The following is a 23,793-nucleotide window of genomic DNA, read 5'->3' as shown; positions in this document are numbered from 1 at the left end:
ATGGTATAATGAAGAGAAGCTTTTTTTATGGAGAGGAGTCCCAGGATGAATTTTCAGCAATTATCTAATCTTCAATACTGGTCTAGTTTGTTTTCCAGTCCTTGGAGTATTGTGATAAATGTGATTGATATTCTAATCGTTGCTTATATCTTATATCAATTTACAAAATCAATTGCAGGAACCAAGATTATGATTCTGGTTCGAGGTGTTTTAGTTTTTATCTTAGCTCAGATTGCGGCTAATTTTTTGGGCTTGACGACTATTTCCTGGTTGATTAACCAATTGATTACCTATGGAGTTATCGCAGCGGTTGTTATCTTTTCTCCAGAAATTCGAACAGGTTTGGAACGATTAGGTCGAGCTACGGACTTCTTTTCAAATACTCCTATGAGTTCAGAAGAGCAGATGGTACAGGCTTTTGTAAAATCGGTTGAGTATATGAGTCCGCGAAAGATTGGAGCTTTGGTAGCTGTTCAACGTGTGAGAACCTTGCAGGAGTATATCGTTACAGGAATTCCTTTGGATGCAAAGATCTCTGCTGAGTTATTGATTAACATCTTTATTCCTAATACGCCTCTCCATGACGGTGCAGTCATTATCAGTGGAGATCGGATTGCAGTAACTTCTGCTTATTTACCACTGACTGAAAACACAGGTATTTCCAAAGAGTTCGGAACTCGTCACCGTGCAGCCATTGGTTTATCAGAAGTTTCAGATGCCCTTACTTTTGTAGTATCAGAAGAAACTGGGGGTATATCCATCACCTACAATGGAGTCTTCAAACATGATCTAAGTTTGGAAGAATTCGAGGAAGAACTACGTCGTATTCTAATTCCTAAGGATTCACAAGAACCAAGCTTAAAAGAACGTTTATTAGGAGGGTGGAATAATGAAAAGAAATAGTCTTTATATCATCTCCTCGCTCCTCTTTGCATGTGTCCTGTTTATCTATGCAACATCAATCAATTATCAAAACAATACCAACGCAAGACAAACTAAAACTGAAACCTATACCAATACAGTAGTCAATGTACCGATTGATATTCAGTATGATAGTGAGCAATATTTCATCAGTGGTTTCAGCTCAGAAGTAACGGTGTTTCTAACGGGTTCAAATCGAGTGGCCTTGGCTAGTGAGATGCAGGAAAGCACTCGTAAATTTAAAGTGACTGCTGATTTGACCCAGGCTACAGAAGGAACGATTGAAGTTCCCTTGACCATTGAAAATCTTCCAAGTGGTTTGACAGCTGTAGCAACGCCACAAAAGATCACAGTCAAGATTGGTAAGAAAGTTACTCGAGATAATGTACCTGTTGTACCTCAAATTGATTCTAGTCAAATTGATGAGAAGATTATAATCGAACGTGTGACTGTTTCTGATGAAAAAGTTTCAGTAACTAGCGATGCGGATACACTATCTAAGATCGATCGGATTGTTGCAGTTTTACCAACGAGTGAACAGATTACAGGGAACTATTCTGGATCAGTTCCTTTGCAAGCTGTTGATAAAAATGGAGCTGTCTTACCAACAGTGATTACACCTTTTGAAACTACTATGAAAGTAACGACCAAAGCTGTAAGAACAACAAGTAGTACAACCTCAACAAGTAATGGTTCGTCTACCGAAAACTCTTCAACGACAGCAGTAGAAACGAAGTCAGAATCTTAAAATAAACATTAAACTAGAAAAGGAATGATAAAATGGGTAAATATTTTGGAACGGACGGAGTCCGTGGAGAAGCAAACGTAGAATTAACGCCAGAATTGGCCTTTAAATTGGGTCGCTTCGGAGGATATGTCCTCAGTCAACATGCGACAGAAGCGCCTAAGGTTTTTGTTGGACGTGACACTCGTATCTCAGGTCAAATGCTAGAAGCAGCTTTGATTGCTGGCCTCCTTTCAGTCGGAATTCACGTTTATAAGCTTGGTGTACTTGCTACGCCTGCAGTAGCATATTTGGTGAAAACTGAAGGAGCAAGTGCAGGTGTTATGATTTCAGCTAGCCACAACCCAGCCCTTGATAACGGAATTAAATTCTTTGGTGGTGACGGCTTTAAACTTGACGATGACAAAGAAGCAGAAATCGAAGCCTTGCTTGACGCCAGTGAAGATACTCTCCCACGTCCAAGTGCTGAAGGATTAGGTACTGTTGTTGATTACCCAGAAGGATTACGAAAGTATGAAGCCTACCTGGTTTCAACTGGAACAGCTCTTGAAGGGATGAAGGTAGCCTTGGATACTGCAAATGGAGCAGCTTCTACAAGTGCTCGTCAAATTTTTGCAGATTTGGGTGCTCAAATCACTGTCATTGGAGAAACTCCAGATGGTTTGAACATTAACTTGAATGTTGGTTCGACTCATCCAGAAGCCTTGCAAGAACTTGTAAAAGAAAGTCAATCTGCCATTGGCTTGGCCTTTGATGGCGACAGTGACCGTCTGATTGCGGTTGATGAAAATGGAGAAATTGTCGATGGTGACAAGATTATGTACATCATCGGTAAATATCTCTCTGAAAAAGGCCAATTAGCACAAAACACAATTGTAACAACAGTTATGTCCAACCTTGGTTTCCATAAAGCCTTGGATCGTGAAGGCATTAATAAAGCTGTCACTGCTGTTGGAGACCGCTATGTAGTTGAAGAAATGAGAAAATCAGGCTACAATCTCGGTGGAGAACAGTCAGGTCACGTTATCTTGATGGACTACAATACAACTGGTGATGGTCAACTTTCAGCAGTTCAATTGACTAAGATCATGCAAGAAACAGGTAAGAGCTTATCTCAATTGGCTTCAGAAGTAACAATTTACCCACAAAAATTGGTTAATATCCGTGTGGAAAACACCATGAAAGACAAAGCCATGGAAGTACCAGCTATCAAGGCTATTATCGATAAGATGGAAGAAGAGATGGCAGGTAACGGACGTATTCTCGTTCGCCCAAGTGGAACTGAGCCACTCTTGCGTGTCATGGCTGAAGCTCCAACAACTGAAGAAGTAGATTACTATGTGGATACAATTGCTGAAGTTGTGAAAGCAGAAATCGGAATTTAGGAAAGTTAGCAGAAAATAAGAAAATATGTTACAATGTCAAAGTAAATTGTAACCATGGAGAATATGATGAATTTAAAACGTGAACAAGAATTTGTTAGTCAGTATCACTTTGATGCACGTAATTTTGAATGGGAAAATGAAAACGGAATTCCTGAAACAAAGGTTGATGTCAACTTTCAACTACTTCAACATGATCAAGAAAACCAAGTGACTTCTCTCGTAGTTGTTTTGAGCTTTATGATTGTCTTTGATAAATTTGTTATCAGTGGTACTATTTCTCAAGTCAACCACGTTGAAGGTCGTATCGTTGATCAACCAAGTGACTTTAGTCAAGAAGAAGTTGAGACACTTGCTCGTCCTTGTTTGGATATGCTAAACCGTTTGACTTATGAAGTGACGGAAATTGCACTAGATTTACCAGGAATTAATTTGGAGTTTTAAAGAATGAAATTAGCGGTCATAACAGACTCATCTGCTTTTCTACAAGCGGAAATCTTGCGGAAAGAAGATTTATTTGTGCTAGACATTCCTGTGAATATCGACGGACAGGAGTATGTTGAAGGTGTAAATCTAACCGCTCAAGAATTTTATGAAAAAATGGCTCGTTCATCTGAACTACCTAAAACAAGTCAACCAAGTATTGCAAAGTTGGATGAAATTTTATCATCATTAAAAGAAAAAGGCTATACTCATGTTTTGGGTCTCTTCCTTTCTTCTGGAATCTCAGGATTTCACCAGAATATCCAATATATGACGGATGAGTTTGAAGGTCTAACCATTGCTTTTCCTGATACTCGAATTACAAGTGCACCACTAGGTTTCATGGTGGAAAGTGTGTTTCAGTGGTCTGAGCAAGGTGATGACTTCCAGTCTATACTAGTTAAGTTAACAGAACAGATTGAAAATACTTCTGCCTTTATCATGGTAGATGATCTTGATCATTTGGTTAAAGGTGGTCGTTTATCAAACGGCGCAGCCATTTTAGGAAATCTTCTTAGCATTAAACCAATTCTATATTTTAATGACCAAGGTGTTATCGAAGTTTATGAGAAGGTTCGTACAGAGAAGAAAGCAACAAAACGTTTGGTTGAAATTGTCAAAGATGTGACAAGTAACGGAAACTACCAGATTATGGTAATTCATGGGAATGCCTCTCAAAAAGCAGCCGATTTACGTCAGCTATTGCTAGATAGTGGAGTAGCTACAGATGTTGAGATTGCAACCTTTGGTAGTGTCATTGGAACCCACCTGGGAGAAGGAAGCATCGCTTTGGCATATACACCAATCGTCTAGATTGTTCTTACAGTCTTGGTATCTTAAAATTGAGCACGGACTATCTGCCTCTTGAAAAAAGATGCCAGTCTTGCCTTTTATGGAAAGTCGGCGCCATTCCCTATTTTTCATGGGCAGCTAACGTCCTTTGTATCTTAGAATTGAACACGCCTGGAACCCTGTGTGAAAAAGATAGTTCTTCCAAGGAGAAGAAAGTCCTTGATCAGAACTCCTATTTTCACTTTGTGTTCTTACAAGCTTTGTATCTTAGATAGGAGTAAAGATGAGTATTCGAGTAATTATCGCAGGTTTTAAGGGAAGAATGGGCCAAGCTGCTTGTCAGATGGTTTTGTCTGATCCTGAACTTGAATTAGTAGCCGTTTTGGATCCTTTTGAGTCTGCATCTGAGTGGCAAGGAATTCCTGTTTTCAATAATAAGAATGACTTGGCAGGTTTTGAGGCAGATGTTTGGGTAGACTTTACCACACCAGCTGTCGCTTATGAGAATACACGTTTTGCTCTTGAAAATGGCTTTGCTCCAGTAGTAGGAACGACAGGTTTCACCAGTCAAGAAATCGAAGAATTAAAAGAATTGTCTCGTTCCAAAGACTTGGGTGGCTTGATTGCTCCTAACTTTGCTTTGGGTGCTGTCTTACTCATGCAATTTGCAGCACAGGCAGCTAAATACTTCCCAAATGTGGAGATTATTGAACTTCACCATGATAAGAAAAAAGATGCGCCGAGCGGGACAGCTATCAAAACAGCTGAGTTGATGGCTCAAGTTCGTGAGTCTATTCAACAAGGTGCTAGCGATGAGGAAGAACTCATTGCAGGTGCACGTGGAGCTAATTTTGATGGTATGCGAATTCATTCGATCCGTTTACCTGGTTTGGTAGCCCATCAGGAAGTCATTTTTGGAAATCAAGGAGAAGGTTTGACTCTGCGTCATGACTCCTATGATCGTAGCTCCTTCATGACAGGGGTGAATTTGGGAATCAAGGAAGTTGTCAAGCGTCATGAGCTTGTCTATGGATTAGAACACTTATTATGAGATTAACACAAATGCCTTCTGAATTTCAGAAGGCTTTACCAGTATTAGAAAAAATTAAAGAAGCAGGATTTGAGGCTTATTTTGTTGGTGGATCCGTTAGGGATGCCCTGCTCAATCGTCCTATCCACGATGTGGACATCGCGACGTCATCCTATCCAGAAGAAACCAAGCAGATTTTTCCACGCACAGCTGATATCGGTATTGAGCATGGGACCGTTTTGGTTTTAGATGGAGATGAAGAGTACGAGGTCACCACTTTTCGAACAGAGGATGTCTATGTAGACTATCGGAGACCAAGTTCCGTTTCTTTTGTTCGTTCACTCGAAGAAGATCTCAAACGCCGAGATTTCACAGTCAATGCCTTTGCCTTGGATGAGACAGGGGAAATCGTCGATTTATTTGACGGTCTCAAAGATTTAGAAAATCAGGTCCTGCGAGCTGTCGGTGTAGCTAGTGAACGCTTCAATGAAGACGCGCTACGCATCATGCGTGGCTTTCGTTTCCAAGCTAGTCTTGGTTTTGAACTCGAGCAAGAAACGTTTGAAGCGATGAAGACCTTAACACCACTCTTAGATAAAATCTCTGTGGAGCGCACCTTTGTCGAGTTTGATAAGCTTTTACTGGCTCCCTATTGGCAAGTAGGTTTATCATCTATGATTGAGAGTCAAGCTTATGATTATCTTCCAGATATGGCTGGTAGTCAGGGCAAGCTCCAGTCTTTATTTGACTTAAAAGATAATTTCACCTTTGAATCTTCTGAGCAAGCTTGGGCAGCACTTTTATGGGTTTTAGAAGTGGAAGATGCTCAAAAGTTTTTGAAACATTGGAAGACTTCACGCCAATTTGCTAAGCAGGTACAGGATTTGCTGTCTATTTTGGCTCTCCGAGAAGAAGGGGAGCTAGGTAAACGTGATTGTTACCGTTTTGATTTGGACTTGCTTCTACAGGCTGAAAATCTTCGCAGAGCTCAAGGGAAGGAAGTCAACCCACAAGCGATCACAGAAACCTACGAGAGCTTGACTATTCATGATAAGAAAGAGATGCAAATTAATGGTGGCATTCTCATCAAGGAATATGGCTATCATCCAGGTCCTGAATTAGGGGATGTTTTAGAGGAAATTGAGTACGCTATTGTGGATGGTAATCTAGATAATGAAGTGGAAGCCATTCATGCATACTTAAGGGAGAAAAAATGAGTGATTTTATCGTTGAAAAACTAAGTAAATCCGTTGGTGACAAGACCGTTTTTAAAGATATTTCTTTTATCATCCACGACTTAGATCGCATCGGTCTTATTGGGGTCAACGGAACTGGGAAAACGACCCTTCTAGATGTGCTTTCAGGTGTTTCAGGTTTTGATGGCAATATTAGCCCTTTTTCAGCAAAGAGTGATTACAAGATTGGCTACCTGACTCAGGATCCAGATTTTGATGACAGCAAGACTGTCTTGGATACTGTCTTATCAAGTGATTTGAAGGAAATCCAGTTAATACGTGAGTATGAACTGCTCATGCTTAACTATAGTGAGGACAAGCAGGCTCGTTTAGAACGGGTCATGGCGGAGATGGATTCCCTCCAAGCATGGGAAATCGAGAGTCAGGTCAAGACGGTTCTCAGTAAACTAGGCATTCAGGACTTATCTACTCCTGTTGGGGCTTTATCTGGAGGGTTACGTAGACGGGTTCAGTTGGCGCAAGTCCTTCTGGGCAACCATGATCTTTTGCTTCTTGATGAGCCTACCAACCACTTGGATATTGCGACCATTGAGTGGCTAACCCTCTTCTTGAAAAATTCCAAGAAAACAGTATTATTTATCACCCATGATCGCTATTTCCTAGATGCTCTTTCTACGCGAATCTTTGAGTTGGACAGAGCAGGTTTGACAGAATATCAAGGAAATTACCAAGATTATGTTCGTCTCAAGGCGGAACAGGATGAGCGCGATGCAGCTCTTCTTCACAAAAAGGAACAACTTTACAAACAAGAATTAGCTTGGATGAGACGGCAACCTCAAGCTCGTGCAACCAAGCAACAAGCTCGTATCAATCGATTCCATGACTTGAAAAAGGAAGTTTCAGATACTAGCCTTGAGACAGACTTGAGCATGAATTTTGAAACTAGCCGTATCGGTAAAAAAGTTATCGAGTTTAAGGATGTTTCCTTTGCCTATGACGATAAACCGATTCTGAAACATTTTAATCTTTTGGTACAAGCCAAAGACCGTATCGGAATCGTCGGGGACAATGGTGTTGGGAAATCAACCCTTCTTAACCTTATTGCAGGAAGACTTGAAGCTGCTGAAGGACAAGTTATCATCGGTGAAACGGTTCGTATCGCTTATTTCTCTCAACAAATCGAAGGCTTGGATGAAAGCAAGCGGGTTATCAATTACCTGCAGGAAGTTGCAGAAGAGGTTAAGACTAGCGGTGGTACTACGACTTCAATCGCTGAGTTACTAGAACAATTTCTCTTCCCACGTTCAACTCACGGCACCTTGATTGATAAGCTGTCAGGTGGAGAGAAGAAGCGTCTGTACCTCCTCAAATTACTCCTTGAAAAACCCAATGTGCTTCTCTTGGATGAACCAACAAATGACCTAGACATTGCGACCTTAACAGTTCTAGAAAATTTCTTACAAGGTTTTGCAGGACCAGTCTTGACAGTTAGTCACGATCGCTATTTCCTTGATAAGGTAGCAACTAAGATTCTTGCTTTTGAAGATGGAACCATCCGTCCTTTCTTTGGCCATTATACAGATTATCTAGATGAAAAGGCCTTTGAAGCAGAAGCAGTAACTCAAATCCAAAAGGCTGACAAGGAAAAAGTCGTCAAAGTCCGTGAAGAGAAGAAACGGATGACTTACCAAGAAAAGCAGGAATGGGCAAGTATTGAGGGTGACATCGAAGCCTTGGAAAACCGCATCTCTTCTATAGAGGAAGAAATGCTAGCAAATGGGTCTGACTTTGGGAAACTAGCTACCCTTCAAAAAGAATTAGACGAGAAAAATGAAGACTTGCTGGAAAAATATGAACGCTATGAATATTTAAGTGAGTTAGTATAATGGAAGAAACAATTATTAAATGGAGTAGTAAGAAAATCGTCTTGAGCCTTATTCTTTACCTACTAGAATTGGCTCTTCTACTTTGGATTTTTTCGTTTTTGATGAGCTATCCCGAAGAAGCACCTGCGGGATTGGTGGCTTTAATTCTCTTTATTGGTTTCTTAATCATCATCGTTGGCTTCATTTTGTATCAACATTTGCGACGGCTTTTTTCTGATAAAGAGTATTTGAAATGTACGGCTCAAGGATTTTCCTATAAACCATATCCAAAGAAAGACTGGCAGTTTTATTCCTGGGGACAGGTAGAAAAGTTTGCTCTCACGAAAATTAAGGGTAGTAGAAATGCAAGGGATTTTTATATAATTGAGGTTCAGTTTTATGACAAGGAACTTTTAAAATCCAACTTTTTCTGGTATCGTCTTCGAAGTAGATTTACAAGTTCAAAACATTCTAACGTTTTGAAAATCCCAATCTATTTACTGGATGTTGGATTACCTCGTAGAGTATTTGAAACCATGGCCTACTATGAGCGAGAGTGGCGCATCCAACAAAATCGTCAACGCAACCAAAACTCTAAAAGCAAAAAGAAGTAAGTACTTCTAGCAACAATTGAAGAAAAAATGAGAAGTCTTGAACCAAGTATCAAGGCCTCTTTCTATTTTGCTTTTCTAGGAATTATGGTATAATAGGGAGTAAAAACTTTAAAAGAAAGAAACGCTATGAACTTAAAAGACTACATTGCAAGTATTGAAAATTACCCACAAGAAGGCATTACGTTCCGTGATATCAGCCCTTTGATGGCTAACGGAAATGCCTACAGCTATGCTGTTCGTGAAATTGTTCAATATGCTACTGACAAAAAGATCGATATGATCGTAGGACCAGAAGCACGTGGATTTATCGTTGGATGTCCAGTCGCTTTTGAGTTGGGAATTGGTTTTGCACCAGTGCGCAAACCTGGAAAATTACCACGTGAAGTCATTTCAGCGGACTACGAAAAAGAATATGGGGTTGATACTTTGACTATGCATGCAGATGCTATCAAACCAGGCCAACGTGTTCTTATCGTAGATGACCTCTTGGCAACAGGTGGTACTGTTAAAGCAACCATCGAAATGATTGAAAAATTAGGTGGTGTCGTAGCTGGTTGTGCCTTCTTGATTGAGCTTGATGAGCTAAAAGGTCGTGAAGCTATCGGAGATTACGACTATAAAGTGCTGATGCATTATTAATGAAAAACAGTCCCTAGGGCTGTTTTCTCTTCATTTGATATAAAAATAAGCTATATCTAGTTAGAGAAAAACTATAATTGAAAACTATATCTTCATACAGTATAATAAAGGGAAAGAGAAACGTCAGCATTTTTCCCCGTTGACGATACCATGTTTACTTGAGTCCAATATGATACAGTAAGGAGATTTCTATGCCGATTCGAATTGATAAAAAATTACCAGCAGTTGAGATTTTACGAACGGAAAATATTTTCGTCATGGATGACCAGAGGGCGGCTCATCAGGATATTCGACCACTGAAAATTCTGATTTTAAACTTGATGCCACTGAAAATGGTTACAGAAACTCAGCTTTTACGCCATTTAGCCAATACTCCTTTGCAGTTAGATATTGAATTTTTATATATGGAAAGTCATCAGTCGAAAACAACTCGTTCTGAGCATATGAAGACTTTTTATAAGACCTTCTCAGAAGTTCAAGACCAGTATTTTGATGGCTTGATTATTACAGGTGCTCCAGTTGAACATCTCCCTTTTGAAGAAGTGGACTATTGGGAGGAATTTACTAAGGTTATCGATTGGTCTAAGGCTCATGTTTTTTCAACCCTGCATATTTGTTGGGGGGCACAGGCGGGTCTATACTATCGCTATGGCGTAGATAAATACCAGATGGACCAGAAACTTTCTGGGATTTATCCTCAAGATGTTTTGAAAGAAGGTCATCTCCTATTGAGAGGATTTGATGATTTATATGTATCTCCTCATTCTCGCCATACAGAAGTCCACAAAGAAGATATCCTGAATAAAACAAATCTAGAGATTTTAGCATCAGGAAAAGAGGTGGGAATCTCTATCCTTGCGAGTCGAGATTTGAGAGAAGTATATAGCTTTGGGCATTTAGAGTATGATCGCGATACGCTTGCAAAGGAATATTTTAGAGATCTAGATGCTGGTTTAGATCCCCATATACCAGAAAATTATTTCAAAAATGATGACATTCATGAACTCCCATGTATGAGGTGGAGTTCATCTGCAGCCCTCTTCTTTAGTAACTGGGTAAATTATGCAGTTTACCAAGAAACACCGTTTGAGTGGAAGAGTGTGGAAGATGATGTGTCTCATTTTGGATATTTATAAGAGGAATTATGACATATTTAGATGCTTTCAAATCAGGAAACTTGGTCTTACCGAGTGACTTGCTCTTACATTACAATCAACTCTTCTCGTCAAGCGATGATTTCTTGATTTGGCAATTCTTTTACCTACAAAATACAACGGCTTTGGGTGAGTTGTCGCCAAGTCAAATCGCTGAAAAAATTGGCAAAGAGGTCACTGAAGTCAATCAAGCCATTTCACGATTGACCGATAAAGGATTACTCCAATATCGTACAATTGAGCTAAATGGAGAGATTGAAGTTATTTTTGACGCAACCCTTGCCTTGGAGCGCCTAGACCAACTATTTGAAAAACAAGCTCCAAATCAAGTGAAACCAGCTCAGAATGACTTGAAGAGTTTGGTGGAAACTTTCCAACAGGAGCTAGGTCGTCTCTTGAGTCCCTTTGAAATCGAAGATTTGGAAAAGAGTTTGAAAGAAGATGGGACGAGTGCGGATTTGATAAAAGAAGCTCTACGTGAAGCTGTTTTGAATGGAAAACCAAACTGGAAATATATCCAAGCAATCCTACGAAACTGGCGACATGAGGGTATTAAGAGTGTAGCCCAGGTAGAGGCAAAACGTCAGGAAAGAGAAGCAACCAATCCTCAAAATGTTCAAGTTTCTTCTGACTTTAAAAATGCCATGGATCTTTGGAAAGACTAATAATTAATATAAAAAAACTTGCCTAATGGCAAGTTTTTTTATGCTCTTAATAACTAAGCCCCCACACACTGACTGAACGCTCAGCAACTGGGAAGTCGCCGTATCCTTCGGCAGTAATAGTTACTTGTTCTGGATGGTTCCCAAGAAAATCAACAAATGTTTGATTTGCCCACTCTTGACCGACATACATGGTTTTGTAATTTTCTTGAGCGTTTGAGATAAGAACGGCGATAGGTGATTGGTCGTCAGTACTAGAACGGACCCAACCGATACAATTAGGGTCATCAAAGTAGTCCGTTTGCTCACCGTAAGCTAACTCTTTTCGGATAGTTAGCAAACGGTTAAGGACATCTTTAAAGTCTTGCTGGGCAAATTGACCAGAAATACCGTAGTAGTCTCCGTAAAAGACACAGGGAAGACCCTGTTCACGCAAAAGAATAAGAGCATAGGCTGCTGGCTTAAACCATTCTTCAACAGTAGATTCGAGGGCTTGACCGCGTTGTGTATCATGGTTTTCGACAAAGGTCACAGCTCGATCCGGATTGATTTGAGCCAGACTATCATCAAAAATAGTTGTTAAATCATAGTCAGCTCCTGCCCGGCTTGCCTCAAAGAGATTCATATGAAGGCGAACATCAACAAGATCAAAGCGTTCTTCAATCTTTTCAAGATAATCCAGATTAGCTTCCTTATCAGGATTCCAGAATTCTCCGAAAACATAGAAGTCTTGACCATATTTTTCCTTGATATCGCGTATGAAATTGCGCATAAAGAAAGAGTCAATGTGCTTAACTGCATCTAAGCGGAAACCCGTTACACCAGTCGTTTCGATAAACCAATCTGCCCAGTCATAGATATTCTGGATGACTTCGGGGTGTTTGAAATCCAGGTCTGCGTACATGAGATAGTCGTAATTTCCGTTCTCATTGTCGACTAATTCTTCATGAGCCCAACCTTTATTCTCTCCCTGAATGAGATAGATGCCAGACTTACGACGTTTAGCATCGTAGTCAGTTCCTGTGAAGTGGTACCAGTGCCAGTGAAAATCGTTGTAGGTGTTTTGTCTACCATCAAAAGTAAAACCGGTCCAACCATTGATGGTGAAAGGTTCTCCTAGTTCGATTGTGCGGTCTTCTGGATCCACTTCAATAACTTGAAAGGATTCTAAATGATCTGCAGCCGCCTTGTGGTTTAAGACGACATCGGCCATCGGTTGGATTCCATGAGATTTCAGTGTTTGAATGACTTGGAGATAATCTTCTTTGAAGCCATACTTGGTACGGACAGTTCCTTTTTGGTCAAATTCACCAAGGTCAAACAGATCATAGACTCCATAACCAACATCTTTTTCGTTTGTAGCCTTAAAAGCGGGCGGCATCCAGATGTGACTAATTCCTAAGTTAGCAAGGTGTTCAGCATCGTTAGTTAGTCGTTCCCAGTGTTTTCCGTCATGGGGGAGATACCACTCAAAATATTGCATTAGGGTTTGATTTTTCATAGAAAGTCCTCATACTTAACAATTTGACAATCATTTTACCACAAAGCTGTGCAATACGCAAACGTTTGCGCTGTAAAATATACGGGTGATATTTTATGTCCATTTTTTATCTTAGACATTGGAAAAATATAAAAGGGGAGACTGTTTGTTGAAAGCGATTGATGAAAATGAAGGATAAAGGGCCATCTTTCCTATGAAATCAATGTAGAAAACCAGTTTCTGTTTTGTGAAATTTCAACAAATTTGATATAATTGTATCTATGAAAAAAGTATTCGTCAGCCGGCGTGTCGAAAAAAAACTGAATAAGGGTCAGATGGTTTTGGAAGAGATTGACTTTCCAGAGCTATCTGAAACTGATCAAGAAGTTGAGCTTTTCAATCAAAGTAAACAGTTTTTAGGGAAGGCTTATTTATCCCGTCAAAATAAGGGAATTGGATGGTTTGTATCTAACCAGAAAGTTTCTTTTGACCAATCCTTCTTTGAAAGTTTGTTTGAAAAAGCCAAACAAAGACGCGCTACCTACTATCAAGATGAGTTGACAACTGCCTTTCGTTTGTTTAATCAAGAAGGCGATGGATTTGGTGGCATGACACTGGATCTTTATGGAGATTATGTTGTTTTTTCTTGGTATAACTCCTATATCTATAGCCTTCGTCAAGAGATTATAGCCGCCTTTGCTCAGGTGTTTCCAGAAGTCCTAGGTGCCTATGAAAAGATTCGTTTTAAAGGTTTGAATTATGAGTCTGCTCACGTCTATGGGCAAGAAGCAGCTGATTTTTTCACTGTTCTTGAAAATGGAGTCTTGTACCAAGTCTTTATGAATGACGGTCTTATGACAGGGATTTTCTTGGATCAGCATGAAGTTCGTGGTAGCCTGGTTGATGGTCTAGCTATGGGGAAATCCTTACTCAATATGTTTTCCTATACAGCAGCCTTCTCAGTTGCTGCAGCCATGGGAGGTGCCAGTGAAACGACTTCTGTGGATCTAGCCAAGCGTTCGAGAGAACTATCAGAAGCTCATTTTCATGCTAATGGACTGAGTCTTGATCATCATCGATTGATTGTCATGGATGTCTTTGAATACTTTAAATATGCTAAGAGGAAGGGGTTGAGCTACGACGTGATTGTTCTGGATCCGCCTAGCTTTGCCCGAAATAAAAAACAAACCTTCTCTGTAGCGAAGGATTATCACAAGTTGATTTCCCAAAGCCTAGAGATTTTAAACCCCGGTGGAATCATTATCGCTAGTACCAATGCGGCTAATGTTTCTCGTCAAAAATTCACAGAACAAATCAACAAAGGATTTGCAGGAAGAAAGTATCAGATTTTAAATAAATATGGACTTCCAGCAGACTTTGTCTACAACGAAAAAGATGAAAGTAGTAATTACCTCAAAGTGATTACCATGAAGGTTAGTAAATGAAATTAATTGTTTCCGTAATGCCAAGAAGTTTAGAGGAGGCTCAGGCTATTGATGTGATGCGGTACCATGATGCCGATATCATTGAGTGGCGAGCTGACTTCTTACCAAAGGAAGCTATTTTGCAGGTAGCACCCGCTATTTTTGAAAAATTCGCGGGTCGTGAGCTTGTTTTTACCTTGCGTACTCGTGCTGAGGGTGGTCAAATAGAACTCTCGTCAGAAGAATATGTTCAAATTATCAAGGAAGTAGCCCAGCTTTATCAACCAGATTATATTGATTTTGAGTATTTTAGCTACAAGGATGTTTTTGAGGAAATGTTGGAATTTCCAAACCTTGTCTTAAGCTACCATAATTTCCAAGAAACACCTGAAAATCTAATGGAAATCTTGTCCGAGTTAACAAGTTTAAATCCTAAAGTTGTAAAAATCGCGGTTATGGCTCATACAGAACAAGATGTATTGGATTTGATGAACTTTACACGTGGCTTTAAAACATTGAACCCAGAACAAGAATATGTGACGATTTCTATGGGGAAAATGGGTAAGGTTTCTCGTATCACTTCAGATGTGACGGGTTCTAGCTGGTCTTTTGCGAGTCTGGACGAAGCCAGTGCTCCAGGACAGATTTCACTTTCTAGCATGAAAAAAATTCGGGAGATACTAAATGAAGATTGATGGCTACACACGTTTAGCAGCTGTAGTCGCCAATCCTATCAAACACTCCATTTCACCCTTCATTCACAACAGAGCTTTTGAAGCAACCAATACCAATGGGGTTTATCTTGCTTGGGAGATAGAAGGAACTGACTTGGCAGAAACAGTTGCCAATATTCGTCGTTATCAGATGTTTGGAATTAATCTTTCTATGCCCTACAAGGAGCAGGTCATTCCTTATCTGGATCAATTGAGTGAAGAAGTTCGTTTGATTGGTGCTGTCAATACGGTTGTGAATCGAGAGGGAACTTTAATTGGATATAACACAGATGGCAAGGGATTCTTTAAGAGCTTGCCTTCTTTTAAAATATCTGGAAAAAGAATGGTTCTGTTAGGGGCAGGTGGTGCAGCTAAAGCAATTTTGGCGCAGGCAATCTTAGATGGGGTCAGTCAGGTTTCTGTCTTTGTACGATCGGCTTCAATGGGAAAAACACAACCTTACTTAGAGAAGCTACAGCATGAAACAGGATTTAGAGTAGATTTGTTTGCCTTAGAGGATGCTCAAGAGCTCCAAGAAAACATAACTCAAGCTGACCTCTTGGTCAATGCGACCAGTGTGGGGATGGATGGGGCATCTCAGCCAATCCCAACAAGTATTGTTTTACCAGAGAAGCTATTGGTAGCAGATGTGATTTATCAACCCTTTGAAACACCATTTCTAAAGTGGGCAAGGAGCCAGGGAAATCACGCTGTTAATGGCCTAGGCATGTTGCTGTATCAAGCTGCGGAAGCTTTTCAGTTATGGACTGACAAGGAAATGCCAACAGATCAAATCTGGGAATTATTAACACAAAAATATCAATAAAGAAAAAGGAGAACTGCGATGAAAATCAGAATAGACCTTCCTCACCATCCTTATGATATTCAGATTGAAAAAGGATGCTTGTCTCAAGCAGGAAAATGGTTGCGGGAACTTTGGCAACCGCAAAAAGTCGTTATCATTACCGATAACCATGTGGCTTCTCTCTATGCAGAAAAAGTTAAATTGAGCTTAGAGGATGCTGGTTTTCAAGTGGCAGTTTTTGACTTTCTAGAGGGTGAAGAACGAAAAAATCTAACTACGGTTCAAAAAGCTTATGAATTTTTGGTCAAGCAAGATTTGACTCGTAGCGATGGTATCGTAGCCCTAGGTGGTGGAGTAGTTGGTGATTTGGCTAGTTTTGTAGCTTCAACTTACATGCGAGGTATTCACTTTGTCCAAATTCCTACCAGCTTGACTGCCCAGGTAGACTCGTCTATTGGTGGTAAGACAGGGGTGAATACACCTTTTGCCAAGAATATGGTGGGAACTTTTGCTCAGCCAGATGGTGTTTTGATTGATCCAACGGTTCTTGAAACCCTAGGTAAGCGAGAGTTGATTGAAGGAATGGGTGAAGTCATCAAGTATGGCTTAATTGAAGATCCAGAACTCTGGGATCTATTATCTGAGATGGATGGTTCTGTAGAGAGTATTTTGGAGCAGTCAGAAAGTTTGATTGAACACTCTTGCCAGGTCAAGCGCAAGATGGTGGTTGAGGACGAATTGGACAATGGTATTCGTTTGTATCTCAACTTTGGTCATACAATCGGCCATGCTATCGAAGCGACTGCTGGTTATGGACGTGTCATGCATGGAGAAGCTGTAGCCATGGGAATGGTTCAGGTCTCTAAGGTAGCCGAACAAAAAGGCCTCATGCCAGCGGGAATAACCCAGTCTATCCGAGAGATGTGTCAGAAGTTTGGTCTTCCTGTTGATTATGAAAACTGGGACCTTGATAAACTCTATCAAGCTTTGACTCATGATAAAAAAGCGCGTGGCAATACCATGAAATTAGTTTTGGTGCCAGAACTTGGTTCAGCGACGATTCACCCAGTTTCTCTCGAAGAAATGAAAGATTACTTAGTAAAATAAGGAGAATGTATGAGATATTTAACAGCAGGAGAGTCACATGGTCCTCGTCTGACAGCAATTATTGAAGGAATTCCAGCAGGACTGCCTTTGACTGCAGAAGATATCAATGAGGATCTCAAACGTCGCCAAGGTGGTTACGGGCGTGGTGGACGCATGAAGATTGAGACTGACCAGGTTGTCTTCACTTCTGGGGTCCGTCATGGTAAGACGACAGGGGCTCCTATCACCATGGATGTCATTAACAAGGATCATCAAAAATGGCTAGATATCATGTCTGCTGAGGATATTGAGGACAAACTCAAAAGTAAACGAAAAATCACACATCCTCGTCCAGGTCACGCAGACTTGGTTGGGGGCATCAAATATCGCTTTGATGATTTGCGAAATTCTTTGGAACGTTCATCTGCCCGTGAAACGACCATGCGAGTGGCAGTTGGAGCTGTTGCTAAGCGTTTATTAGCTGAGCTTAATATCGAAATTGCTAACCATGTTGTTATCTTCGGTGGTAAGGAAATCAATGTTCCAGAAAACTTAACAGTCTCAGAGATTAAGAAACTAGCTGCCCAGTCTGAAGTTTCTATCGTCAACCAAGAACGTGAGCAGGAGATCAAGGACTATATTGACCAAATCAAACGCGATGGTGATACCATTGGTGGTGTTGTTGAAACTGTTGTCGGTGGTGTTCCGGTTGGTCTGGGTTCATACGTCCAATGGGATCGGAAGCTAGATGCGAGACTAGCTCAAGCTGTTGTTTCTATCAATGCCTTTAAGGGTGTGGAGTTTGGTCTTGGTTTTAAAGCAGGCCATCTTAAGGGCAGCCAAGTCATGGATGAAATCCTCTGGTCATCAGAAGATGGCTATACTCGTCGGACTAATAACCTTGGAGGTTTCGAAGGTGGTATGACCAACGGCCAACCGATTATTGTCCGTGGGGTTATGAAACCAATTCCAACTCTCTATAAACCATTGATGAGCGTTGATATTGAAACCCATGAGCCTTATAAAGCAACAGTAGAGAGAAGTGATCCGACTGCTCTTCCAGCAGCAGGCGTCGTTATGGAAGCAGTTATAGCAACGGTCTTGGCTCAGGAAATTCTAGAGAAATTCTCCTCAGATAATCTGGAAGAGTTAAAAGAAGCTATCACAAAACATCGGGAGTATACAAAGAATTATTAAGGAGTTCTTATGGCAAAAACCATCTATATCGCAGGGCTTGGTTTGATTGGTGCTTCGATGGCACTGGGAATCAAGCGGGATCATCCTGATTATAAAATTTTAGGATATAATCGCAGTCAGGCATCTAGAGATATTGCCTTGGAGCGAGGAATGATTGATCGTGCGACGGATGATTTTGCCAGTTTTGCTCCACTTGCAGACGTCATCATTCTTACCCTGCCAATTAAGCAAACCATTACTTTTTTACAAGAATTGGCAACTTTGGATTTGAAAGAAGGTGTCATTATTTCTGATGCTGGATCGACCAAGTCAGCTATCGTGGCTACAGCTGAGAACTGTTTTGCAGATAAGCCTGTTCGCTTTGTAGGAGCTCATCCTATGGCAGGGAGTCATAAGACAGGAGCAGCTTCTGCCGATGTTAATCTTTTTGAAAATGCCTACTATATCTTTACGCCATCAATTTTGACTAGTCCTGACACGCTTGAAGAAATGAAAGACTTGCTGTCAGGTCTGCACGCTCGTTTCATTGAAATCGATGCTACAGAGCATGACCGAGTGACTTCTCAGATTAGTCATTTTCCGCATATCTTAGCATCAGGATTGATGGAACAAACTGCCAGTTATGCTGAAGAGCATGAGATGGCCCGACGTTTTGCGGCAGGTGGTTTTCGTGATATGACTCGGATTGCCGAAAGTGAGCCAGGAATGTGGACTTCTATCCTCTTATCCAATCGAGAGACCATCATTGAGCGTATTGAGGATTTCAAGCGACGTTTAGACGAGGTTGGACAAGCTATTAGTAAGGGTGACGAAAACCAAATCTGGAACTTTTTTAATCAAGCGCGTGAACAACGTCAAGCTATGGAAATCCATAAACGTGGCGGTGTAGATAGCTCATTTGACCTCTATGTAGACGTTCCCGATGAGGAAAACGTCATCTTGCGCATCTTAGAATTGCTAAGAGGAACTTCCTTGGTCAATATCCATATCAATGAGGAGAACCGTGAAGATATTCACGGGGTTCTGCAAATTTCCTTTAAGAATGCTCAGGATTTAAAACGTGCTGAGCAAGTCATTACAGAAAATACGAATTACACAGTCGTTATTAAATAAGGAGGACAATTATGTCAAATATTTATGATAGTGCAAATGCACTTAGTCGTGGACTGCGCGAATTGCCAGAGTACAAGGCAGTAAAAGAAGCTAGAGATGCCATACAAGCAGATGCAGAAGCAAGCAAAGTTTTTGCAGATTATATTGCTTTTCAGCATGAAATCCAAATCATGGCACAAACTGGTCAAATTCCCGATGCTTCTTTCCAGGAAAAAATGGAATCTTTTGGTAAGTTGATTCAAGGGAACGCCCTCTTGTCAGAATTCTTTGCCAAACAGCAACAACTTTCTATCTACCTTTCTGATATTGAAAAAATTGTCTTTGAACCAATTTCAGAACTTCTAAAATAAGAATTTACCTCATAAAGTCAGGAATTTTTAAGAAATTTCTGACTTTTTATGATAAAATAAGAAAAAGTATTGTCAGTATGAGGTCCTGAATGAAATTAAAAACAAACATTGGGCACTTAAATGGCTCTATCCGAGTTCCAGGGGATAAGTCTATCAGTCATCGCTCTATCATTTTTGGGAGCTTGGCTGAGGGTGTGACCAAGGTCTATGATATTTTGCGTGGTGAAGACGTGCTCTCAACTATGCAAGTTTTTCGTGACCTTGGTGTTAAGATTGAGGACAAGGACGGTGTCGTTACCATTCAAGGTGTTGGTATGGATGGTTTGAAAGATCCTCAAAATGCTCTCGATATGGGGAATTCTGGGACCTCTATTCGTTTGATTTCAGGCGTCCTTGCTGGTGCAGATTTTGAAGTGGAGATGTTTGGAGATGATAGTCTTTCCAAACGCCCGATGGACCGTGTGACCCTTCCTTTGAAAAAAATGGGAGTTAGTATTTCTGGTCAAACAGAGAGAGACTTGCCACCTTTGCACTTAAAAGGTACGAAAAACTTAAAACCTATTCATTATGAATTGCCAATTGCCTCTGCTCAAGTTAAGTCAGCCTTGATTTTTGCGGCTTTGCAGGCTCAAGGTCAGTCTGTCATCCTTGAAAAGGAGTGCACTCGTAATCATACAGAAGATATGCTGCGTCAATTTGGAGGAGACTTGAGTGTCGATGGTAAGAAAATCACTGTCCAAGGACCACAGAAACTAAGTGGACAAAAGGTTGTTGTGCCGGGAGATATTTCTAGTGCAGCCTTTTGGTTAGTCGCAGGTTTGATTGTTCCAAATTCTCGTGTGGTGCTTAAGAATGTCGGTATTAATGAAACTCGTACAGGGATTATTGATGTTATTCGTGCTATGGGTGGGAAACTAGAACTTACTGATATTGATCCAATTGCCAAGTCTGCAACCTTAACTGTCGAAACTTCAGCTTTAAAAGGAACTGAGATTGCTGGAGCCTTGATTCCACGCTTAATTGATGAATTACCAATTATCGCTCTTCTTGCTACCCAAGCTCAAGGGCAAACGGTTATCAAAGATGCTGAAGAACTTAAGGTCAAAGAGACAGACCGTATTCAAGTTGTTGCTGATGCTTTAAATAACATGGGGGCAGCTATTACTCCTACAGCAGACGGAATGATTATTAAAGGAAAATCTGCTCTTCATGGAGCCAGAGTCAATACATTTGGTGACCACCGTATCGGCATGATGACAGCCATTGCAGCTCTTTTAGTTGCAGATGGAGAGGTCGAATTGGATCGTGCAGAAGCTATTAATACTAGCTACCCAAGCTTCTTTTATGATTTGGAGACTTTGATTCATGGCTAAGGTTTTACTTGGATTTATGGGAGCAGGAAAATCTACCATTGCTAGAAATCTAGCACCTGACTTCGTCGATATGGACACCCTGATTGAAGAACGTTTGGGGATGCCGATTGCTCGTTTCTTTTCAGAAAAAGGAGAAGCAGCTTTTCGTCAGATAGAAGAAGAAGTTTTGGCTGATCTGCTAAAGACAGATCAAGTTATCTCCACAGGAGGAGGAATCGTTATTTCTCCTCGAAATCGTGCCTTGCTCAAGCAAAATCCAGATAACATTTACCTAAAAGCGGATTTTGAGACCCTTTACCAGCGAATTTCAGCTGATAAAGACAATCAACGCCCGCTATTTCTAAACAATAGCAAGGAAGATTTAGCTGCTATTTTTGATGAGAGACAGGCTTGGTATGAAGAAGTAGCTAGTCAGATTGTAGACGTGTCAAGCTTAAGCCCAGAAGAAATTATAGAGGAACTAAGATGAAAATTGCTTATCTAGGTCCCAAAGGATCTTTTTCGCACCATGTTGTGCAAACGGCTTTTCCTCATGAGGAACTAGAGCCATTTTCAAATATTACGGACGTTATCAAGGCCTATGAACAGGGATTAGCAGACTATTCAGTAGTGCCGGTTGAAAATTCCATTGAAGGTAGTGTCCATGAGACTCTGGACTATCTTTTCCACCAGGCTCGCATTCAAGCTGTGGCAGAGATTGTTCAGCCAATCCATCAACAGCTGATGGCAGTATCAGGACAGTCTAAAATAGAGAAAATCTTTTCTCATCCGCAGGCCTTGGCTCAAGGGAAGAAATTTATCGATGAACATTTTCCAGACGCTCAATTAGAGGTAACGGCAAGTACAGCCTACGCTGCGCGATATGTTTCTGAGCATCCTGATCAACCATTTGCAGCCATTGCTCCAAAAAGCTCTGCTGAGGAATATGGATTAGAACTAGTCGCTCAAGATATTCAAGAAATGGAAGCCAACTTTACTCGCTTTTGGGTTTTGGGGCCTAACTTACCACAAATCCCTTTGGAAGCAAGTTCTGAAAAGATGAGCCTGGCCTTAACCTTGCCGGATAATCTACCAGGTGCATTATATAAGGCACTTTCTACCTTTGCTTGGCGCGGGATTGACCTGACTAAGATTGAGAGTCGTCCCCTTAAAACAGCCTTGGGTGAATACTTTTTTATCATTGATGTGGACTATGCTGATAAAGAATTGGTCTATTTTGCTCAAAAAGAATTAGAAACGATTGGTATCCAGTATAAAATACTTGGAGCTTACCCTATCTATACCATACAGGATAAAGGGAAGGAGAAGGAATGACTAGAGAAAATCCGCTGACACACCATGAAAAATTACGTTATGACTATCTCTTGAAAAATATTCATTATCTCAATGAAAAGGAAAGAAGAGAGTTTGCTTTTTTGCAAGCTAAATTAGATGGTCAACAAAACGTACGTACAGTTGTAACAGAAGAGGCAGATGATGTAGCCTATCAAGAAATTACTGAATCTAACATAGGCCTACCTAGTTATACAAATCGTAGTCGTGCAAGTCGTCGTACTGGCCAACCCCAACCAAAAGCTAAGCTTCCAAAGCAAAAGAAACCTAAGAAAAAAAGAGTTTTTCGAATCAAACGTATTCTCGCATGGTTAGGAATGCTTTTGATTTGTGCGGCGGTTGGAATGATTTTCATGTTCTTAAAGGGATTCCAATCAGCGAATCCAAATAGCTCAAATGGACCGAAAGATGCCAAAGCCGCACAGGTTGAAGTTTTCAATGGGCAGGATACCCGAGATGGTGTCAATATTCTTATTTTGGGAACAGATGGCCGTATCGGACAGAATAGTTCAGAAACACGGACGGATTCTATCATGGTTCTGAATGTTAGTGGTAAAGATAAGAAGCTTAAGCTGGTTAGTTTTATGCGAGATAACCTAGTTTATATCGATGGCTATAGCCAAGTTATTAACGGTCAAAAACAAGCAGACCATAAGTTGAACCTGGCCTACGAATTAGGTGAGCAAGAAGGAAAACAAGGAGCTGAAATGGTCCGTAAGGTCCTAAAAGATAATTTTGACTTGGATATCAAATACTATGCCCTTGTCGATTTCCAAGCCTTTGCGACTGCTATTGACACGCTATTCCCTGATGGAGTGACCATTGATGCTCAGTTTTCAACCCTAAACGGAGTTCCAGTTACAGAAGCTACAGTTGGAGATGATTTGCATGCCACAGAAACTGAATCACCAACCCAAACCATTAAAGTTGGGACACAACAAATGAATGGTTCAACACTTCTCAACTATGCACGTTTTCGTGATGATGATGAAGGGGACTATGGACGTACTCGTAGACAGCAACAAGTCATGACAGCTGTTTTACAGCAAATTAAGGATCCTACAAAACTTTTCACAGGTTCAGAAGCTTTAGGTAAAGTATTCGCTATGACGTCTACCAACATTCCTTATACCTTCTTACTGACTAACGGTTTATCAGTCCTCGAAGGCGGTCAGAATGGTATTGAAAAACTAACAATACCAGAGCTTGGTGACTGGGTAGACGATTACGATGTCTACGGAGGTCAAGCCCTTCGAGTGGATCAAAAGGCTTATCAGAACAAGCTAGCCCAAATGGGATTTAGATAATATGTAACAATCAATCAAAGCTTGAAACATCTAATAAAATAGGTGCTTCAGGCTTTGATTTTTCACATAATCAGATGGATTTTTTGACCATTTTTATGGTATAATGAAATGATCTAATTCTATAGAAGAG

At 40.6% G+C, this 23,793-nt stretch carries 24 protein-coding genes; 23 read left to right on the top strand and 1 reads right to left on the bottom strand.

What is annotated here, in order from left to right; translation table 11 throughout:
- The first annotated feature begins 45 nt into the window (after positions 1-45).
- From cdaA to ACXYSN_RS04055, 12 genes are all read left to right on the top strand, one after another.
- Positions 46-903: a diadenylate cyclase CdaA gene (gene cdaA, locus ACXYSN_RS04110; RefSeq protein ID WP_458636255.1), complete on the top strand. Its 858-nt coding sequence runs from the start codon at positions 46-48 to the stop codon at positions 901-903.
- Positions 890-1,669: a CdaR family protein gene (locus tag ACXYSN_RS04105; protein ID WP_458636254.1), complete on the top strand. Its 780-nt coding sequence runs from the start codon at positions 890-892 to the stop codon at positions 1,667-1,669. Before cdaA ends, ACXYSN_RS04105 begins: the two co-directional genes overlap by 14 nt.
- Positions 1,670-1,701: 32 nt before the next feature.
- A complete protein-coding gene (gene glmM / locus ACXYSN_RS04100) occupies positions 1,702-3,051 on the top strand; it encodes a phosphoglucosamine mutase (RefSeq protein WP_458636253.1) in 1,350 nt (449 codons plus the stop codon).
- Between the two features lie 66 nt (positions 3,052-3,117).
- On the top strand, positions 3,118-3,492 hold the full coding sequence (locus ACXYSN_RS04095; RefSeq protein ID WP_235083894.1) for a DUF1149 family protein: 375 nt from the start codon (positions 3,118-3,120) through the stop codon (positions 3,490-3,492).
- Positions 3,493-3,495: 3 nt separating this feature from the next.
- Positions 3,496-4,344, top strand: a complete 849-nt coding sequence (locus tag ACXYSN_RS04090) for a DegV family protein (RefSeq protein ID WP_458636252.1) — start codon at positions 3,496-3,498, stop codon at positions 4,342-4,344.
- 262 nt (positions 4,345-4,606) lie between these two features.
- Positions 4,607-5,374 carry a 4-hydroxy-tetrahydrodipicolinate reductase gene (dapB, locus tag ACXYSN_RS04085; RefSeq protein WP_458636251.1) on the top strand — a complete coding sequence of 256 codons (768 nt, stop codon included), beginning with the start codon at positions 4,607-4,609 and terminating at the stop codon, positions 5,372-5,374.
- Positions 5,371-6,570, top strand: a complete 1,200-nt coding sequence (locus ACXYSN_RS04080) for a CCA tRNA nucleotidyltransferase (protein ID WP_458636250.1) — start codon at positions 5,371-5,373, stop codon at positions 6,568-6,570. Before dapB ends, ACXYSN_RS04080 begins: the two co-directional genes overlap by 4 nt.
- A complete protein-coding gene (locus ACXYSN_RS04075) occupies positions 6,567-8,435 on the top strand; it encodes an ABC-F family ATP-binding cassette domain-containing protein (RefSeq protein WP_458636249.1) in 1,869 nt (622 codons plus the stop codon). Before ACXYSN_RS04080 ends, ACXYSN_RS04075 begins: the two co-directional genes overlap by 4 nt.
- Positions 8,435-9,028, top strand: coding sequence for a hypothetical protein (locus ACXYSN_RS04070; protein WP_016466653.1), 594 nt, complete (start codon positions 8,435-8,437; stop codon positions 9,026-9,028). Before ACXYSN_RS04075 ends, ACXYSN_RS04070 begins: the two co-directional genes overlap by 1 nt.
- A 126-nt stretch (positions 9,029-9,154) precedes the next feature.
- Positions 9,155-9,667 (top strand): adenine phosphoribosyltransferase, encoded by a 513-nt coding sequence (locus tag ACXYSN_RS04065; protein ID WP_001049312.1) that lies wholly within the window; start codon positions 9,155-9,157, stop codon positions 9,665-9,667.
- Between the two features lie 191 nt (positions 9,668-9,858).
- Positions 9,859-10,803 carry a homoserine O-acetyltransferase MetA gene (metA, locus tag ACXYSN_RS04060; protein ID WP_458636248.1) on the top strand — a complete coding sequence of 315 codons (945 nt, stop codon included), beginning with the start codon at positions 9,859-9,861 and terminating at the stop codon, positions 10,801-10,803.
- A gap of 8 nt (positions 10,804-10,811) precedes the next feature.
- Positions 10,812-11,486, top strand: a complete 675-nt coding sequence (locus ACXYSN_RS04055; RefSeq protein ID WP_458636247.1) for a DnaD domain-containing protein — start codon at positions 10,812-10,814, stop codon at positions 11,484-11,486.
- A 46-nt stretch (positions 11,487-11,532) separates the two neighbouring features.
- Here ACXYSN_RS04055 and ACXYSN_RS04050 read toward each other — a convergent pair whose 3' ends face one another.
- Positions 11,533-12,984 (bottom strand): alpha-amylase, encoded by a 1,452-nt coding sequence (locus tag ACXYSN_RS04050; protein ID WP_458636246.1) that lies wholly within the window; start codon positions 12,982-12,984, stop codon positions 11,533-11,535.
- 260 nt (positions 12,985-13,244) lie between these two features.
- Between ACXYSN_RS04050 and ACXYSN_RS04045 the strand changes: the two genes are divergently transcribed.
- The 11 genes from ACXYSN_RS04045 (at position 13,245) to ACXYSN_RS03995 (ending at position 23,663) form a co-directional block, all read left to right on the top strand.
- Entirely contained in the window at positions 13,245-14,408 is a 1,164-nt protein-coding gene (locus ACXYSN_RS04045) for a class I SAM-dependent rRNA methyltransferase (protein ID WP_458636245.1), read from the top strand.
- On the top strand, positions 14,405-15,082 hold the full coding sequence (gene aroD / locus ACXYSN_RS04040) for a type I 3-dehydroquinate dehydratase (RefSeq protein WP_006150082.1): 678 nt from the start codon (positions 14,405-14,407) through the stop codon (positions 15,080-15,082). The genes ACXYSN_RS04045 and aroD overlap by 4 nt, the downstream gene beginning before the upstream one ends.
- Entirely contained in the window at positions 15,072-15,926 is an 855-nt protein-coding gene (locus ACXYSN_RS04035) for a shikimate dehydrogenase (protein WP_458636244.1), read from the top strand. The genes aroD and ACXYSN_RS04035 overlap by 11 nt, the downstream gene beginning before the upstream one ends.
- An 18-nt stretch (positions 15,927-15,944) precedes the next feature.
- A complete protein-coding gene (gene aroB / locus ACXYSN_RS04030; protein WP_458636243.1) occupies positions 15,945-17,012 on the top strand; it encodes a 3-dehydroquinate synthase in 1,068 nt (355 codons plus the stop codon).
- 9 nt (positions 17,013-17,021) lie between these two features.
- The gene (gene aroC, locus ACXYSN_RS04025; protein ID WP_458636242.1) at positions 17,022-18,188 is read left to right on the top strand and encodes a chorismate synthase; all 1,167 of its coding nucleotides are present in this window, start codon (positions 17,022-17,024) and stop codon (positions 18,186-18,188) included.
- Between the two features lie 9 nt (positions 18,189-18,197).
- Complete coding sequence (locus tag ACXYSN_RS04020) at positions 18,198-19,301, top strand: prephenate dehydrogenase (RefSeq protein ID WP_458636241.1); 1,104 nt, start codon at positions 18,198-18,200, stop codon at positions 19,299-19,301.
- An 11-nt stretch (positions 19,302-19,312) separates the two neighbouring features.
- A complete protein-coding gene (locus ACXYSN_RS04015; protein ID WP_458636240.1) occupies positions 19,313-19,651 on the top strand; it encodes a YlbF/YmcA family competence regulator in 339 nt (112 codons plus the stop codon).
- Between the two features lie 89 nt (positions 19,652-19,740).
- Positions 19,741-21,024 carry a 3-phosphoshikimate 1-carboxyvinyltransferase gene (gene aroA, locus ACXYSN_RS04010; RefSeq protein WP_458636239.1) on the top strand — a complete coding sequence of 428 codons (1,284 nt, stop codon included), beginning with the start codon at positions 19,741-19,743 and terminating at the stop codon, positions 21,022-21,024.
- Complete coding sequence (locus ACXYSN_RS04005; protein ID WP_458636238.1) at positions 21,017-21,493, top strand: shikimate kinase; 477 nt, start codon at positions 21,017-21,019, stop codon at positions 21,491-21,493. Before aroA ends, ACXYSN_RS04005 begins: the two co-directional genes overlap by 8 nt.
- A complete protein-coding gene (gene pheA / locus ACXYSN_RS04000) occupies positions 21,490-22,338 on the top strand; it encodes a prephenate dehydratase (RefSeq protein WP_441348458.1) in 849 nt (282 codons plus the stop codon). Before ACXYSN_RS04005 ends, pheA begins: the two co-directional genes overlap by 4 nt.
- Positions 22,335-23,663: an LCP family protein gene (locus ACXYSN_RS03995; protein ID WP_458636237.1), complete on the top strand. Its 1,329-nt coding sequence runs from the start codon at positions 22,335-22,337 to the stop codon at positions 23,661-23,663. Before pheA ends, ACXYSN_RS03995 begins: the two co-directional genes overlap by 4 nt.
- The last annotated feature ends 130 nt before the right edge of the window (positions 23,664-23,793 follow it).

The sequence above is a fragment of the Streptococcus sp. V869 genome, assembly GCF_054353515.1.
Note: the sequence above shows the minus strand (reverse complement) of the source record. Positions and strands in the feature narration are given on the sequence as shown.